The sequence below is a fragment of the Streptomyces sp. NPDC051963 genome (assembly GCF_044593495.1).
Taxonomy (GTDB): Bacteria; Actinomycetota; Actinomycetes; order Streptomycetales; family Streptomycetaceae; genus Streptomyces.
The window spans coordinates 875,627-891,696 of sequence record NZ_JBIUCC010000002.1 but is presented as its reverse complement, the minus strand read 5'-3'; the positions used below and the strand labels follow the sequence as shown (position 1 = coordinate 891,696).

Annotated in this window: 17 protein-coding genes and 1 riboswitch; of the genes, 9 read left to right on the top strand and 8 right to left on the bottom strand. The window is 70.1% G+C overall.

Going from position 1 to position 16,070, the window contains the following annotated elements:
- Positions 1–12: 12 nt before the first annotated feature.
- Positions 13–124, top strand: a riboswitch (TPP riboswitch).
- The 6 genes from thiO (at position 122) to ACIHFB_RS10430 (ending at position 5,760) form a co-directional block, all read left to right on the top strand.
- Complete coding sequence (thiO, locus tag ACIHFB_RS10455; RefSeq protein WP_400126347.1) at positions 122–1,297, top strand: glycine oxidase ThiO; 1,176 nt, start codon at positions 122–124, stop codon at positions 1,295–1,297. Its footprint overlaps the riboswitch before it by 3 nt.
- Positions 1,294–1,494 carry a sulfur carrier protein ThiS gene (thiS, locus tag ACIHFB_RS10450; protein ID WP_365277400.1) on the top strand — a complete coding sequence of 67 codons (201 nt, stop codon included), beginning with the start codon at positions 1,294–1,296 and terminating at the stop codon, positions 1,492–1,494. Before thiO ends, thiS begins: the two co-directional genes overlap by 4 nt.
- A 3-nt stretch (positions 1,495–1,497) precedes the next feature.
- Positions 1,498–2,292: a thiazole synthase gene (locus ACIHFB_RS10445; protein WP_365277398.1), complete on the top strand. Its 795-nt coding sequence runs from the start codon at positions 1,498–1,500 to the stop codon at positions 2,290–2,292.
- A gap of 94 nt (positions 2,293–2,386) precedes the next feature.
- Positions 2,387–4,309, top strand: coding sequence for a Stk1 family PASTA domain-containing Ser/Thr kinase (pknB, locus tag ACIHFB_RS10440; RefSeq protein ID WP_400126345.1), 1,923 nt, complete (start codon positions 2,387–2,389; stop codon positions 4,307–4,309).
- Between the two features lie 16 nt (positions 4,310–4,325).
- Positions 4,326–5,201 carry a deoxyribonuclease IV gene (locus ACIHFB_RS10435; RefSeq protein WP_365277392.1) on the top strand — a complete coding sequence of 292 codons (876 nt, stop codon included), beginning with the start codon at positions 4,326–4,328 and terminating at the stop codon, positions 5,199–5,201.
- A 76-nt stretch (positions 5,202–5,277) separates the two neighbouring features.
- Entirely contained in the window at positions 5,278–5,760 is a 483-nt protein-coding gene (locus tag ACIHFB_RS10430; RefSeq protein ID WP_400126343.1) for a DUF4396 domain-containing protein, read from the top strand.
- A gap of 18 nt (positions 5,761–5,778) precedes the next feature.
- Here ACIHFB_RS10430 and ACIHFB_RS10425 read toward each other — a convergent pair whose 3' ends face one another.
- Entirely contained in the window at positions 5,779–6,411 is a 633-nt protein-coding gene (locus ACIHFB_RS10425; protein WP_365277386.1) for a sulfite oxidase-like oxidoreductase, read from the bottom strand.
- 173 nt (positions 6,412–6,584) lie between these two features.
- Here ACIHFB_RS10425 and bfr point away from each other — a divergent pair, with 173 nt between their 5' ends.
- Complete coding sequence (gene bfr / locus ACIHFB_RS10420) at positions 6,585–7,061, top strand: bacterioferritin (RefSeq protein ID WP_365277383.1); 477 nt, start codon at positions 6,585–6,587, stop codon at positions 7,059–7,061.
- 12 nt (positions 7,062–7,073) lie between these two features.
- On the opposite strand, the gene ACIHFB_RS10415 is transcribed toward bfr, so the two are convergent.
- Entirely contained in the window at positions 7,074–7,337 is a 264-nt protein-coding gene (locus tag ACIHFB_RS10415; protein WP_400126341.1) for a bacterioferritin-associated ferredoxin, read from the bottom strand.
- Between the two features lie 150 nt (positions 7,338–7,487).
- Positions 7,488–8,840, bottom strand: a complete 1,353-nt coding sequence (locus ACIHFB_RS10410) for a class II 3-deoxy-7-phosphoheptulonate synthase (protein WP_365277377.1) — start codon at positions 8,838–8,840, stop codon at positions 7,488–7,490.
- 93 nt (positions 8,841–8,933) lie between these two features.
- On the opposite strand from ACIHFB_RS10410, the gene ACIHFB_RS10405 reads away from it, so the two are divergent.
- Together ACIHFB_RS10405 and ACIHFB_RS10400 are read left to right on the top strand one after the other, a co-directional pair.
- Positions 8,934–8,990 carry a trp operon leader peptide gene (locus tag ACIHFB_RS10405; protein WP_142195936.1) on the top strand — a complete coding sequence of 19 codons (57 nt, stop codon included), beginning with the start codon at positions 8,934–8,936 and terminating at the stop codon, positions 8,988–8,990.
- Positions 8,991–9,090: 100 nt separating this feature from the next.
- Entirely contained in the window at positions 9,091–10,980 is a 1,890-nt protein-coding gene (locus ACIHFB_RS10400) for an anthranilate synthase family protein (protein WP_400126340.1), read from the top strand.
- On the opposite strand, the gene ACIHFB_RS10395 is transcribed toward ACIHFB_RS10400, so the two are convergent.
- From ACIHFB_RS10395 to ACIHFB_RS10375, 5 genes are all read right to left on the bottom strand, one after another.
- Positions 10,932–11,927: a 2-hydroxyacid dehydrogenase gene (locus ACIHFB_RS10395; protein WP_365277372.1), complete on the bottom strand. Its 996-nt coding sequence runs from the start codon at positions 11,925–11,927 to the stop codon at positions 10,932–10,934. The two genes, ACIHFB_RS10400 and ACIHFB_RS10395, sit on opposite strands and share 49 nt — an antisense overlap.
- A gap of 175 nt (positions 11,928–12,102) precedes the next feature.
- On the bottom strand, positions 12,103–13,131 hold the full coding sequence (locus tag ACIHFB_RS10390) for a 6-phosphofructokinase (protein ID WP_365277369.1): 1,029 nt from the start codon (positions 13,129–13,131) through the stop codon (positions 12,103–12,105).
- Positions 13,132–13,240: 109 nt separating this feature from the next.
- Positions 13,241–13,921 (bottom strand): response regulator transcription factor, encoded by a 681-nt coding sequence (locus ACIHFB_RS10385; RefSeq protein ID WP_365277367.1) that lies wholly within the window; start codon positions 13,919–13,921, stop codon positions 13,241–13,243.
- A complete protein-coding gene (gene macS / locus ACIHFB_RS10380) occupies positions 13,918–15,126 on the bottom strand; it encodes a MacS family sensor histidine kinase (RefSeq protein WP_400126337.1) in 1,209 nt (402 codons plus the stop codon). Before macS ends, ACIHFB_RS10385 begins: the two co-directional genes overlap by 4 nt.
- A 33-nt stretch (positions 15,127–15,159) precedes the next feature.
- Positions 15,160–15,936 (bottom strand): lysophospholipid acyltransferase family protein, encoded by a 777-nt coding sequence (locus ACIHFB_RS10375; RefSeq protein WP_365277362.1) that lies wholly within the window; start codon positions 15,934–15,936, stop codon positions 15,160–15,162.
- Between the last annotated feature and the right edge of the window lie 134 nt (positions 15,937–16,070).

Below are 16,070 nucleotides of genomic sequence, written 5' to 3'. Positions count from 1 at the left end.
GGGTGGCCAACGTAAAGCACTCGCGGGAGCCCGGACGCACCGGGCTGAGAGGGAGGCTGGCGGCCTCCGACCGTACGAACCTGATCCGGGTCATGCCGGCGAAGGGAGGGGCTGGACGCCCATGTCGCATACGTCCGACAAAGCATCCGACACAGCAGACGTCCTGGTCATCGGGGGCGGAATCATCGGGTTGGTCACGGCGTGGCGGGCCGCGCAGCGCGGGTTCGCCACGGCCGTCGTGGATCCCGAACCGGGCGGCGGAGCCGCACAGGTGGCGGCCGGGATGCTGGCCGCCGTCACGGAACTGCACTACGGCGAGCAGACCCTGCTCGGCCTGAACCTCGCCTCGGCCCGCCGCTATCCGGACTTCGCGGCCGAGCTCACCGAGCTGACGGGCCACGACCTCGGTTACCGCCGGTGCGGCACGCTCGCCGTCGCGCTGGATGCCGACGACCGCGCCGAGCTGCGCGAACTGCACGCGCTGCAACGGGAGTCCGGGCTGGAGTCCGAGTGGCTGTCCGGGCGGGAGTGCCGGCGTCTGGAGCCGATGCTCGCGCCGAGTGTGCGCGGCGGGCTGCGGGTCGACGGGGACCACCAGATCGACCCGCGGCGCCTCGCCCGTGCGCTGGTGACCGCGTGCGAGCGGGCGGGGGTGGTCTTCCACCGGTCGTGGGCCGAGCGGCTGTCGGTCGTACGGGAGCGGGCGGCCGGTGTCGTCACGCGCGACGGCCACGCGGTGAGCGCGGGTCAGGTGGTGCTCGCCGGCGGCAGCCTGAGCGGGCAGCTCGCGGGCGTCCCGGACGACGTACTGCCGCCCGTACGCCCCGTGAAGGGCCAGGTGCTGCGACTGACCGTGCCGGAGCGGTACGCGCCGTTCCTGAGCCGCACCGTCCGCGCCATGGTCCGCGGCAGCCATGTCTACCTGGTGCCGCGCGAGAGCGGCGAGCTGGTCGTCGGCGCGACCAGCGAGGAGCTGGGCTGGGACACCACGGTGACGGCGGGCGGTGTCTACGAACTGCTGCGCGACGCGCACGAGCTGGTCCCCGGCATCACCGAGCTGCCGCTGACGGAGACCCGGGCCGGGCTGCGCCCCGGCTCCCCCGACAACGCGCCGCTGCTCGGCCCGACCGAACTCCCCGGACTCCTGCTGGCCACCGGCCACTACCGCAACGGCGTGCTGCTCACGCCGGTCACCGGCGACGCCATGGCGCACGCGCTGACCACCGGTGAACTCCCGGACGTGGCCCGCCCCTTCACCCCGAAGCGCTTCGACGCCCTCTCGGAGCTGCCCGTATGAACGTCTCCGTCAACGGAGAGCCTCGCCGGATCGCTCCCGGCACGGCTCTCGACACGCTCGTGAAGTCCCTCACCGCGGCCCCCTCCGGAGTGGCCGCCGCCCTGAACGAAACCGTCGTCCCGCGCGCGGAGTGGTCCGCCACGTCCCTCTCCGAGGGAGACCGCGTCGAAGTCCTCACCGCCGTCCAAGGAGGCTGACCCATGGCTGACGACCCCTTTGTCATCGGCGGTACGGCCTTCTCGTCCCGGCTCATCATGGGTACGGGCGGCGCGCCCAGCCTGGACGTGCTGGAGCGGGCGCTCGTCGCCTCCGGCACGGAGCTGACGACGGTCGCGATGCGGCGCGTGAACCCCGATGTGCACGGTTCGGTGCTGTCGGTGCTGGAGAGGCTCGGCATCCGGGTCCTGCCGAACACGGCGGGCTGTTTCACCGCCGGGGAAGCCGTCCTCACCGCCCGGCTGGCCCGGGAGGCGCTCGGCACCGACCTGGTCAAGCTGGAGGTCATCGCCGACGAGCGGACGCTGCTGCCGGATCCGATCGAGCTGCTGGAGGCGGCGGAGACGCTGGTGGACGACGGGTTCACGGTGCTGCCGTACACGAACGACGACCCGGTGCTGGCACGGAAACTGGAGGACGCCGGCTGCGCGGCGATCATGCCGCTCGGCTCGCCCATCGGCTCCGGGCTCGGCATCCGCAACCCGCACAACTTCCAGCTGATCGTGGAGCACGCACGCGTGCCGGTGATTCTGGACGCGGGTGCGGGTACGGCGTCGGACGCGGCGCTGGCGATGGAGCTGGGGTGCGCGGGTGTGATGCTTGCCTCAGCGGTGACGCGGGCGCAGGAGCCGGCGCGGATGGCCGAGGCCATGCGGCATGCGGTGGAGGCGGGGCGGCTGGCCCGGCTGGCGGGGCGGATCCCGCGGCGGCACTTCGCGGCGGCGTCGTCCCCCGCGGAGGGCATCGCACAGCTGGACCCGGAGCGGCCGGCCTTCTGAATAGGTGAGGCGTGCGTCACAGGTACGCTTCAGTCCCGCCCCGATCGCGGCCGAAACTGCGGTTGTGTCAGCGACGGCTCGTAGACTCACCGGCGTGGATACGACCCTTCATGACCCCCTGGTCGGGCAGGTGCTCGACGGCAGGTACCGCGTCGACGCGCGGATCGCCGTCGGCGGGATGGCCACGGTCTACCGGGCCGTGGACACCCGGCTCGACCGCGTCCTCGCACTCAAGGTGATGCACCCCACGCTCGCGGCCGACGCCTCCTTCGTGGAGCGGTTCATCCGCGAGGCGAAGTCCGTGGCGCGGCTGGCTCACCCGAATGTGGTGCAGGTCTTCGACCAGGGGACCGACGGGCCGTATGTCTATCTGGCCATGGAGTACGTCGCCGGCTGCACGCTCCGTGACGTCCTGCGCGAGCGGGGGGCGCTCCAGCCGCGCGCCGCGTTCGACATCCTGGAGCCCGTGCTCGCCGCGCTCGGTGCCGCGCACCGCGCCGGGTTCGTGCACCGGGACATGAAGCCGGAGAACGTGTTGATAGGAGACGACGGCCGGGTCAAGGTCGCCGACTTCGGGCTCGTCCGGTCCGTGGACACGGTCACCAACACCACCGGTGCGGTCCTCGGGACGGTCTCGTATCTCGCCCCCGAGCAGATAGAGAACGGCACCACCGACCCCCGCGTCGACGTGTACGCGTGCGGTGTGATGCTCTACGAAATGCTCACCGGCGACCGCCCGCACCAGGGCGACTCCCCCGCCATCGTGCTCTACAAGCACCTGCACGAGGACGTGCCGCCCCCGTCGGCCGCGGTGCCCGGGCTGGCGTACGAGCTGGACGAGCTGGTGGCGTCGGCCACCGCCCGCACCCCCGACCTGCGGCCGTACGACGCCGTGGCGCTGCTCGCACACGCCCGGGAGGTCCGCGGCTCGCTCGGTGCGGACCAGCTGGACGCGGTGCCGCCGCAGGCGCTCACGGCCGAACACCTGGGCGCCGAGGACCGTACGAGCGTGATCCCTCGTGCGCTGACCATGCTGCGCTCGCTGCCGGTGAACGAGGACGAGCCCGAGGTCCTCCGCACCAGCCGCTTCGAGAGCCCGCCGCCCCTGCCGCGGCGGCGCTCCGCCCGGCCGCCCCGAGCCCGACTGTGGACGATCGTCGCTGCCGTCCTGCTGGTCTTCGGCGTCGGCGCGGGCGTCTGGTACATCAATTCCGGCCAGTTCACCAAGGTCCCGCCGCTGGTGACCAAGACCGAGGCACAGGCCCGCGAGCGCCTGGAGACGGCCGGGCTCGAGACCGGCCAGGTCAAGCACGCATACAGCGACACCGTGAAGCGCGGCTCGGTCATCAGCAGCGATCCGGAGGTGGGCGAGCGGATACGGCAGAACGACTCCGTGGCACTCACCGTCTCCGACGGCCCGCAGACCGTGCGGGTGCCCGACGTGGAGGGCTACCGCCTCGACCGGGCCAGGACCGTGCTGAAGCAGGAGGGGCTGGCGCCGGGCATGGTCACCCGGGAGTTCAGCGAGGACGTCGAGTCGGGCTTCGTGATCAGCACCGACCCGGACGCGGGCACCACCCGGCGCTCCGGCACCGCGATCGCGCTCACCGTCAGCAAGGGCAGTCCGGTGGAGGTGGCCGACGTCACCGGCGCGAGCCTGGAGGACGCGCGGGCAGAGCTGGAGGAGGCGGGCCTGAAGGTGCGGGTCGCCGCCGAGCAGGTCACCTCGGAGTTCGACAAGGGCCAGGTCGCCCGTCAGTCCCTGGACCCCGGCAGCGAGGCCGCCGAGGGCGACACGGTGACGCTGACGCTGTCCAAGGGCCCCGAGATGGTCGAGGTCCCGGACGTGGTCGGCGACAACGTGGACGACGCCAAGGCGGAACTGGAAGCAGCCGGTTTCCAGGTCGACGAGGACCGCGGGCTGCTCGGACTGTTCGGCGACACCGTCAAGAAGCAGTCCGTGAAGGGCGGCAAGACGGCCCCCAAGGGGTCGACGATCACCCTCGAGATCCGCTGACGGGACGCACGCGCACGTGACCAGCAAGCAGCTCCGCAATCCCGTCGGCGGGCATGTCCCCGTCGCGGGCGGCCTGAACTCCGTGGGCCTGTCGTACGCCCGTGACCTGGCGGCCGAGACCGTGCAGGTCTTCGTCGCCAACCCGCGCGGCTGGGCGACGCCCGCCGGGAACCCGCGGCAGGACGAGGAGTTCCGGGCGGCCTGTGCCGCCGAGTCCGTCCCGGCGTATGTGCACGCCCCGTATCTGATCAACTTCGGCTCGCACACCGAGGCGACCGCCCAGAGGTCGGTGGAGTCGCTGCGGCACTCGCTGCGGCGCGGCCGGGAGATCGGGGCGCTGGGCGTGGTCGTGCACACGGGCAGCGCGACCGGCGGCCGGGAGCGTTCCGTCGCGCTCAAGCAGGTACGGGAGTATCTGCTGCCGCTGCTGGACGAGTTGACCCATGCCGACGACCCGTATCTGCTGCTGGAGTCGACGGCGGGCCAGGGGTCCTCGCTCTGCTCACGCACCTGGGACTTCGGGCCGTACTTCGAGGCGCTGGACGCCCATCCGATGCTGGGCGTATGCCTGGACACCTGCCACATCTTCGCCGCCGGGCACGATCTGACCGGCCCGAGCGGTATGCACCAGACGCTCGATCTGCTGGTGGACACGGTCGGCGAGGGCCGGCTGAAGCTGATCCACGCGAACGACTCCAAGGACGTCGTCGGCGCCCACAAGGACCGGCACGAGAACATCGGCGCCGGTCACATCGGCGAGGACCCGTTCCGCGCGCTGATGACCCACCCCGCGACAGCGGGCGTACCGCTGATCATCGAGACGCCGGGCGGCAAGCAGGGGCACGCGGCGGACGTGGAGCGCCTCAAGAAGCTCCGCGACGGGTTGCCGTAGCGGATTCCGGAATACCCCTGGGGGGTATACGGTTCCTGTTGAGGACAGGAGCCGTTACCCGACGTTGGGGGCACACATGGAGCACGAGGCGCACGCAGCACACGCGCACCAGCACGCGGCCGGGGCGACCTGGTCGACGGCCGTCCGGGCCACCCTGCACTGCCTCACCGGATGCGCCATCGGCGAGGTGCTCGGGATGGTGATCGGCACCGCGCTCGGCTGGGGCAACGTACCGACGCTGGTCCTGGCGATCGTGCTCGCGTTCTTCTTCGGTTACGCGCTCACCCTGCGCGGAGTCCTCGTGGCGGGCGTCGACCTGAAGGCCGCGATCCGGGTGGCGCTGGCCGCGGACACCCTGTCGATCGCCGTGATGGAGCTGATCGACAACGGCGTGATCGCACTGTGGCCGGGCGCCATGGACGCCGGCCTCGACGACGCGCTGTTCTGGTGGGTCCTGGCCCTGGCACTCGCCGCCGCCTTCGTGATCACCACGCCGGTCAACAAGTGGATGATCGGCCGGGGCAAGGGGCATGCGGTGGTGCACCAGTACCACCACTGACCGGCGTACCGGGAGCGCTCAGAGCTCGGGCCCGTCCCCCGGCCCCTCCTGGTACGAGTACCGCTGTTCCTTCCAGGGATCGCCGAGGTTGTGATAGCCGCGCTCCTCCCAGAAGCCACGGCGGTCGGCGGTCATGTACTCCACACCACGGACCCATTTGGGGCCCTTCCAGGCGTACAGATGGGGGACGACGAGACGGAGCGGGAAGCCGTGCTCGGCGGTGAGCAGTTCACCGTCCTTGTGGGTGGCGAAGATCGTGCGCTCGGCGGCGAAGTCATCGAGGCGCAGGTTGGAGCTGAATCCGTACTCCGCCCACACCATCACATGGGTGACCTCGGCTGCGGGCGGGGCGATCTCCAGGATCGTCCGGGCCGGAATGCCGCCCCATTCCGCGCCGAGCATGCTGAACTTCGTCACGCAGTGCAGATCGGCGACGACGCTGGCGTACGGCAGGGCCGCGAACTCCTCGTGGGTCCAGCAGTGCTTCTCGCCGTCCGCGGTGGCGCCGAAGACCCTGAACTCCCAGCGCTCGGGCCGGAACTTGGGGACCGGACCGTAGTGCGTGACCGGCCATCCGCGCTGGACTCGCTGCCCCGGTGGAAGCTCCGGCTGTGCCGCTCCTCCAGATTCGCTCTCCACCGGCTGACCCATGTCTCCATCCTGACAGACCCAGGGCAGTGCACCTGACCAGCCCCACCCTCGGCCGTACAAATCGGACTAAGCCTGCCCTTACTTACTAAGTGAAGACTTACTGGACGATCTTTCTCGCCGGTGCAAGGATGCGGCGCAACCTGCCAGTTCCCCGCTTGGAAGGAGCCTCTGCGATGCAGGGCGACCCCGAGGTCCTCGAGTTTCTGAACGAACAGCTCACCGGTGAGCTGACGGCGATCAACCAGTACTGGCTGCACTACCGGATCCAGGACAACAACGGCTGGACCAAGCTCGCCAAGTACACGCGTGAAGAATCCATCGACGAGATGAAGCACGCGGACAAGATCACCGAGCGCATCCTCATGCTGGACGGCCTGCCCAACTACCAGCGGCTGTTCCATGTGCGGGTCGGCCAGACGGTCACCGAGATGTTCCAGGCCGACCGGCAGGTGGAGGTCGAGGCGATCGACCGCCTCAAGCGCGGTATCGAGGTGATGCGCACCAAGGGCGACATCACGTCCGCGAACATCTTCGAGTCGATCCTCGAGGACGAGGAGCACCACATCGACTATCTGGACACGCAGCTGGAACTCATCGAAAAGCTCGGAGAGGCGCTCTACCTCGCGCAGCAGATCGAGCAGCCGAGCTAGCCGGGCGGCCGACTAGGCGGCTTCGTCCAGCCTTTCCAGCCCGTCGTCCGGCCGTTCCAGTCCGGCAAGGGCCGGCTGGCCCCGGTCCGCCAGCTCACGGCGGGGGCACGCGTCGCGGCCCAGGAGTGCCTGGATCCGGCGTACGCACGATCCGCAGTCCGTACCCGCCTTGCAGGCGGAGGCTATCTGGCGGGGGGTGCAGGCGCCGCCTTCCGCGTGCTTCTTCACCTGGGCCTCGGTCACTCCGAAGCAGTTGCAGACGTACACGCGGGTCACCTCCCGACGGGATTCGTAAGGTCGTGCCGTCCCGATGATCGGTGAGGCTAACCTAACCTTACCCGTCGTTCGGGCGGCTCAAAAGTGCTGTAGGGCGTGGATCGTATGTGATCCACGCCCTACTTCATCTGCCTGTAACAGGTGAACCCGTCACTGGTCCCTGTACATCTCCGCGACGAGGAAGGCCAGGTCGAGGGACTGGCTGCGGTTCAGCCGGGGGTCGCAGGCCGTCTCGTAGCGCTGGTGCAGATCGTCGACGAAGATCTCGTCGCCGCCGCCCACGCACTCGGTGACATCGTCACCGGTGAGCTCGACGTGGATGCCGCCCGGGTGGGTGCCCAGGCCCTTGTGGACCTCGAAGAAGCCCTTGACCTCGTCCAGCACATCGTCGAAGCGGCGGGTCTTGTGCCCGGAGGCCGCCTCGAAGGTGTTGCCGTGCATCGGGTCCGTCACCCAGGCCACCGTGGCGCCCGAGGCCGTGACCTTCTCGATCAGCTCGGGGAGCCGGTCACGGACCTTGTCGGCGCCCATCCGGACGATGAAGGTCAGCCGGCCCGGCTCCCGCTCCGGGTCCAGGCGCTCGATGTACTGGAGCGCCTCCTCGGCCGTCGTCGTCGGGCCGAGCTTGATGCCGATCGGGTTGCGGATCTTCGAGGCGAACTCGATGTGCGCGTGGTCCAGCTGCCGGGTCCGCTCACCGATCCACACCATGTGCGCGGAGACGTCGTACAGCTGCCCGGTGCGCGAGTCCACCCTGGTCAGCGCCGATTCGTAGTCGAGCAGCAGCGCCTCGTGCGAGGAGTAGAACTCGACCGTCTTGAACTCCTCCGGGTCGGCCCCGCAGGCGTGCATGAAGTTCAGCGCCTGGTCGATCTCCCGCGCCAGCTGCTCGTAGCGCTGGCCGGACGGGGAGGACTTCACGAAGTCCTGGTTCCAGGCGTGCACCTGACGCAGGTCCGCGTAACCGCCGGTGGTGAAGGCGCGGACCAGGTTCAGCGTCGACGCGGACGCGTTGTACATCCGCTTCAGCCGCTCGGGGTCCGGGATCCGGGCCTTCTCGTTGAAGTCGAAGCCGTTGACCGAGTCGCCGCGGTAGGTCGGCAGGGTCACGCCGTCGCGGGTCTCGGTGCCCTTGGATCGCGGCTTGGAGTACTGGCCGGCGATCCGGCCGACCTTCACGACCGGTACCGAGGCGGCGTACGTCAGCACGGCGCCCATCTGGAGCAGCGTCTTGAGCTTGTTGCGGATCTGGTCGGCGGAGACCGCGTCGAAGGCCTCCGCGCAGTCGCCGCCCTGGAGGAGGAACGCCTCTCCCTTGGCGACGGCCGCCATCCGGGCGCGCAGCTGGTCGCACTCGCCCGCGAAGACGAGCGGCGGATACGACTCGAGCTCCGCAACGACTGTGCGCAGAGCCTCGGTGTCGGGGTACTCGGGCTGCTGCGCCGCGGGCAGGTCTCGCCAGGTGTTGCCAGCGCTGGCGCTGGTCTTAGCGTTCACGGTCACGACCTCAACATTACGGGGTGATGTCACGGTCTCAGGACGGTGCCCAGGAAATGAGACATCCGGTCCGCCAGGACGTGGGATAGGGTGCGCTCCATGTTCGCGCACTCGATCCAGAACTGGTGGTGGACCGCTTCTCCGGCGGCCCACTGACTGCGCGTACGCACCACTTCGCGAAGGCCGCCCGAGGGGCGGCCTTCGGTGTTTTCGGCACCCGGACCGTTCCTCCCCGATCACCCACGGAAGAGGAACCATGGACCTGGCAGAGCTCCCGCACGACGACCGCCCTTTCGCCCTGCTCCGCCGCCGCACACCGGGGCGTGCCGCCGAAAAGTGCGACACCGTCGAGTTGCTCCTCGGCCCGGTGCGCACATGCGACCGGCTCGCCGACCTCCCTGACGAGGGCCTCGCGCTCGTCCCGTACCGCCAGATCCGCGAGCGCGGCTTCGACGTCCGCGACGACGGCACACCGCTGACGGTGCTCACGCCCGAGGAGCGGTACGACATCCCGCTCGCCGAGGCCCTGCGACAGCTCCCCGCGCATGACGTCCGGGTCGAGGGCGGCGGCTTCGACGTGGGCGACGAGGAGTACGCGGAGATCGTCGGACGGGTGCTGCGGGAGGAGATCGGGCGGGGCGAGGGCGCCAACTTCGTCATCCGGCGGACGTACGAGGGTGAGATCCCCGGGTTCTCCAAGGCCGACGCGCTGGCCCTGTTCCGACGGCTCCTTCAGGGCGAGCGGGGCGCGTACTGGACGTTCGTCGTCCACACCGGAGAGCGCACTTTGGTCGGCGCGAGCCCCGAGGTGCATGTGCGGATGTCCGGCGGCACCGTCGTGATGAACCCGATCAGCGGGACGTACCGCTACCCGGCCGACGGCCCCACCCCCGAGCACCTGCTGGACTTCCTCGCCGACGGCAAGGAGATCGAGGAGCTGTCGATGGTCGTCGACGAGGAGCTCAAGATGATGTGCACGGTCGGCGACATGGGCGGGGTCGTCGTCGGGCCGCGTCTGAAGGAGATGGCGCATCTCGCGCACACGGAGTACGAGTTGCGGGGGAAGTCCTCGCTGGACGTGCGGGACGTCCTGCGCGAAACGATGTTCGCGGCCACCGTCACCGGCTCCCCCGTGCAGAACGCCTGCCGGGTCATCGAGCGGCACGAGGTCGGCGGGCGGGGCTACTACGCGGGCGCGCTCGCGCTGATCGGCCAGGACTCCGGGGGTGCGCAGACCCTCGACTCCCCCATCCTCATCCGCACCGCCGACATCGACGCCGCCGGACGGCTGCGGGTGCCGGTCGGCGCCACGCTCGTACGCGGCTCGGACCCGGCGAGCGAGGTCGCGGAGACCCACGCCAAGGCGGCCGGAGTGCTGGCGGCTCTGGGCGTACGACCGTCCAGGCCGCGTCAGGAGCGGAAGCGGCCACCGCTGGCCGACGACCCCCGGGTGCGGGCCGCGCTGGACGGACGGCGGTCGTCGCTGGCGCCGTTCTGGCTGCGGATGCAGGAGCGCTCCACGGAGCTGAGCGGCCATGCCCTGGTCGTCGACGGGGAGGACACGTTCACGGCGATGCTCGCGCACGTCCTGCGCTCCTCGGGCCTCACCGTCACCGTCCGGCGCTTCGACGAAGCAGGGCTGCGGGAAGCGGTCCTCGCGCACGAGGGGACGGTCGTCCTCGGCCCGGGTCCGGGCGACCCCAGCGACCTGGCGGACCCCAGGATGCGCTTCCTGCGCGACCTCACCGCCGAGGTGATCGGCACGCACCGGCACGGCGTCCTCGGTGTCTGCCTCGGGCACGAGCTGATCGCGGCCGAGCTGGGCCTGGAGATCGTACGGAAGGAGGTCCCGCACCAGGGTGCGCAGACGGAGATCGAGCTGTTCGGGCGGCCGGAGACCGTCGGTTTCTACAACAGCTTCGTGGCGCGCTGCGACGACGAGAGTGCCGAGGAGCTGGCCGCGCACGGCATCGAGGTCAGCCGCAGCGCGTCAGACGAGGTCCACGCGGTGCGCGGCCCGGGCTTCGCGGGGATCCAGTTCCACCCGGAGTCCGTGCTGACGCTGAACGGCGCCGCCGTCGTACGCGAACTGGTCGGTCAGCTGCGCGGCACCAGCACGTTCTCGGAGCGGCGGCCGGCCGTGTAGTCGAGGACGTTGTCGACCGTGGTGTCGACGATCTGGCCGACGGCGTCCTCGGTGTAGTACGCCTGGTGCGAGGTCACCAGGACGTTGGGGAAGGTGACCAGGCGGGCCAGGATGTCGTCCTCGATGGCCTCAAGGGACTTGTCGAGGAAGAACAGGCCCGCCTCCGCCTCGTAGACGTCGAGTCCCACGCCCGTGAAGCGGCCCTCGCGCAGTTCGGCGACGAGGGCCGCGGTGTCGATGAGGCCGCCGCGGCTGGAGTTCACCAGGATCGCGTCGTCCTTCATCGTCTTGAGAGCGCCGGCGTCGATGAGGCGCTGGGTCTCCGGCATCAGCGGGACGTGCAGGGTGACGAGGTCGGACTCGGCGAGGAGGTGCTCCTTGGGGACGTACTGCATACCCAGCTCCACGCAGGCGGGGTTCTCTGCGATGTCCCAGCCGAGCAGCCGCATGCCAAAGCCGTGCGCGATGCGTGCGAACGCCTCGCCGATCTTGCCGGTGCCGAGGACGCCGGCGGTGCGGCCGTGCATGTCGCGGCCCATCAGTCCGTCGAGGCGGAAGTCGAAGTCGCGGGTGCGGTTGGCGGCGCGGACGATACGGCGGTTGACGGCCATGCCGAGCGCCCAGGCGAACTCGGCGACCGAGTACGGCGAGTAGTACGACACCCGGGACACCGTCATACCGAGGCGCTCGGCGACATCGAGGTCGATGTTGTTGAAGCCGGTCGAACGCTGGGCGACCATCCGCGTGCCGCCGGCCGCGAGGGTCCGCAGGACGCGGTCGCCGAGATCGCAGTTGACGCTGGTGCAGACGATCTCGTGACCGGCCGCGATGGGAGCGGTGTCCTCGTCGAGGAAGACGCCCAGGCAGCGGATGTCGTGGTGGCCCGTGAAGGCCTTCTCGATCAGGGGCCGTTCATCCGCTTGGACTCCAAAGGCGAGGATCACCACGGAACCCTCCGGGGGTTGTGCCGGAATTGTCTGGTCAGGGTCGAATATACGGCCGCCCGGCGCCGCCCTCGCCCCTGGGTGCTGCCGCCCCCAGACCCCCGCTTCGGCCCGAAAGGCCTCGTCCTCAAACGCCGGACGGGCTGAGACTGCCCGACCGGCGCCGAGGATCCAACCATCAGCCGAAGAAGACCCCGACCTCCTCGTACAGCTTCGGGTCGACCGTCTTCAGCTTGGCCGTGGCCTCGGCGATCGGGACGCGGACGATGTCCGTGCCGCGCAGGGCGACCATCTTGCCGAAGTCGCCGTCGCGGACGGCCTCGATGGCGTGCAGTCCGAAGCGGGTGGCGAGCCAGCGGTCGAAGGCGCTGGGTGTGCCGCCGCGCTGGATGTGCCCCAGCACGGTGGTGCGGGCCTCCTTGCCGGTGCGCTTCTCGATCTCCTTGGCCAGCCACTCGCCGACGCCGGACAGCCGCACATGTCCGAAGGAGTCGAGGGACTGGTCCTTGAGCACCATGTCGCCGTCCTTGGGCATGGCGCCCTCGGCGACGACCACGATCGGGGCGTACGACGCCTTGAAGCGGGAGGTCACCCAGGCGCACACCTGGTCGACGTCGAAGCGCTGCTCGGGGATGAGGATGACGTTGGCGCCGCCCGCGAGCCCGGAGTGGATCGCGATCCAGCCGGCGTGCCGGCCCATGACCTCGCAGACGAGGACGCGCATGTGGGACTCGGCGGTGGTGTGCAGACGGTCGATGGCCTCCGTCGCGATACTGACGGCGGTGTCGAAGCCGAAGGTGTAGTCCGTGGCGGACAGGTCGTTGTCGATGGTCTTCGGGACGCCGACGCACGGCACGCCGTACTCGTCGGACAGCCGTGCCGCGACGCCGAGGGTGTCCTCGCCGCCGATCACGATGAGCGCCTCCACCTCCTGCTTGGAGAGGTTCTCCTTGACCCGGCGGATGCCGTCCTCCTGCTTCAGCGGATTCGTCCGCGAGGAGCCGAGAACGGTGCCGCCGCGGGGCAGGATGCCGCGTACGGCGGGGATGTCCAGCCGTACGGTGTCGTTCTCGAGGGGACCGCGCCAGCCGTCCCGGAAGCCGACGAAGTCGTAGCCGTACTCCTGCACGCCCTTGCGGACGATGGCCCGGATGACGGCGTTGAGCCCGGGGCAGTCGCCGCCTCCGGTCAGTACTCCGACCCGCATGGAAATGTCCCTTCGCCGCGGTTGCCTGGTGAGGGCCACGCTAATAGTGATCCAGGTCACCTAGGGATGGGTCGGAAGCGCAATTCCGGTGAATCGTCGTGCGGTTGGTTTACTCGTCGTCAAGTCCGCGCTCTATGGCGTACCGCACGAGTTCCACGCGATTGTGCAACTGGAGCTTGCCGAGGGTGTTCTGCACGTGGTTCTGCACCGTGCGGTGCGAGATGACGAGACGCTCGGCGATCTGCTTGTAGCTCAGGCCCTTGGCGACCAGCCGCAGCACCTCCGTCTCCCGCTCGGTGAGCTGCGGGGCCCTGGACTGCTCGGCGTCCGGCGCGGCCGGCTCGGGCTCGGAGGCCAGCCGCCGGTACTCGCCGAGGACGAGACCGGCCAGGCCCGGGGTGAACACCGGGTCGCCGACGGCCGTACGGCGCACCGCGTCGAGCAGTTCCTCGGTCGACGCCGACTTCAGCAGATAGCCGGTCGCGCCCGACTTCACCGCCTCCAGCACGTCGGCGTGCTCACCGCTCGCGGACAGCACCAGGACGCGCAACGCCGGGTTGTGGCCGACGAGTTCCTTGCAGACCTGGACACCCGGCTTGGCGGGCAGGTTGAGGTCGAGCACCAGGACGTCCGGGGCGGCGGCCTTGGCGCGGCGTACGGCCTGGTCGCCGTCGCCGGCGGTGGCCACCACGTCGAAGCCGGACTCGCCCAGGTCACGGGCGACGGCGTCGCGCCACATGGGGTGGTCGTCGACCACCATCACCTTGATCGCGCTCGGTCCCTCGCTCATCGCGTCCCCCGTGTGATCTGCTTCGGCACCTTCAGTTCGACTTCCGTGCCCTGCCCCGGCACCGAGATCAGCTCGGCGCTGCCGCCGATGTCGCGCAGCCGCCCCCGGATCGACAGGGCGACCCCGAGCCGCCCCTCGCCCTCGGCCTGCGCGAGCCGTCCCTCGGGGATGCCGGGCCCCTCGTCGCGTACGGACACGACGACCTCGTCCGGCTCGTCCTCGACCAGGATCCAGGCGCGGGCGTCCTGCCCCGCATGCTTGCGGACATTGTCCAGAGCGGCCCCGACGGCCGCGGCGATCTCCTTCGCGGCGGCCGACGGCAGCGGCACGGGGGCACCGGGCTCGGCGAGGCTGACCCGGGCGCCCGCAAAGGGGGCGAGCAGGGAGCGCAGGTCGACAGGTCCGTCGTCCTCCGGTTCTTCGACGGCTCGTACGACCGCTCCCTCGGCGGCGTCCTCCGACACCCGGGAGACGGGCACCAGGCCGCCGGAGACCAGCGTGCGCAGCGCCACCTCCTGCTCGCCCGCCATACGGCCCAGCTCGGCCGCCTCGCCGCCGAGAACGGCGCCGCGTCGCTGCACCATCGCCAGGACCTGGAGAACGCCGTCGTGGATGTCCCGGGCGAGCCGCTCCCGTTCGCGGGTGGTGGCCTCGATCTCCAGGGCGCGGGCGAGGGTGCGCTCGGAGGCGCGGGCGACCTCGACGACGTAGCCGATGGCGATGGAGGCGACCCAGACGAGGATCACGTTGTGGACGGTGTCGCGGGCCGGGGCGCCGCGGTAGATCAGGTTGGCGACGGCGACCGGTGTGGAGGCGAACACGGCCCAGCGCCAGCCGCCCTTGATGGCGAACGCGAGCACGGAACCGGCGGTCCATATCGACGGCAGCGTCGAGCCGCCCGCGTCGATCCGCTCGGGGCTGGCGGCGAGTCCGGTGAGCAGGATGCCGGTGAGCGCGATGGTGAGGTCGACGGCGAGGAACCGCTTGGTGCAGCTCGCCGCGTTCGCCACCCGGGGCAGGGTCGCGAACGTCCAGACGGCCAGCACGGCGTAGAAGACGATGGCCACCCACGGGCGGGTGAACTCGTCGTAGGAGGTGGCGAAGAGGCCGATCGCATACAGCAGGGTCAGGATCCGGTAGCCGGTGAGGGCACGCCACAGCGGCTGCTCGACCGACATTCGCATGACGCGTTCGCGCTTGGTCATATCCCCCACCCCCTGAGTCCCGGACTGCCTTGCCTAGGACTCGGACTTCTCCTTCTCGGCCTTCTCCTTCTCGGCCCGTTCCTTCTCGGCCTGCGCGAGGGCGGCCTTGGCCGCCTTCTCCGCGTCCTTCTCGGCCTTGGCCGCCTCCGCGATCTGCCGCTTGGCGGCGGTCGCGTAGATGTCGACGTACTCCTGGCCGGAGAGCTTCATGATCTCGTACATGACCTCGTCGGTCACCGCGCGCAGCACGAAACGGTCGTGCTCCATGCCGTTGTAGCGGCTGAAGTCCAGCGGCTTGCCGATGCGGATGCCCGGGCGCATCAGCTTCGGCATCACCTTCCCCGGCGGCTGGATCTTCTCCGTGTCGATCATCGCGACCGGGAGGACGGGCGCGCCGGACGCGAGCGCCACGCGCGCGAGGCCGCCGGGCTTGCCGCGGTAGAGGCGGCCGTCGGGCGAGCGCGTGCCCTCCGGGTAGATCCCGAACAGCTCACCGCGCTCCAGCACGTCTATGCCGCTCTTGATGGCGGCCTCGCCCGCACCGCGCGCACCGGAGCGGTCCACGGGCAGCTGGCCGACGCCCTTGAAGAAGGCTGCGGTCATCCGGCCCTTGATGCCGGGCGTGGTGAAGTACTCGGCCTTCGCGATGAAGGTGACCTTGCGGTCGAGGACGGCGGGCAGGAAAAACGAGTCCGAGAACGACAGGTGGTTGCTCGCCAGGATCGCGGGGCCCTCGGCGGGTACGTTCTCCAGGCCTTCCACCCAGGGTCTGAAGGCGAGCTTCAGCGGCCCCCCGATGGATACCTTCATCGCGCCGTACAACAACCGATTGCCTCCTGTGTCCGTCGGTCAGACCTTAACCCGGCGCACTGTCAAAGGACCCGACGACCCTGGTCGGTGTCAGTGCCGTCGCGTACGGTGAAGTACCTGCAACCGCCCCCGAG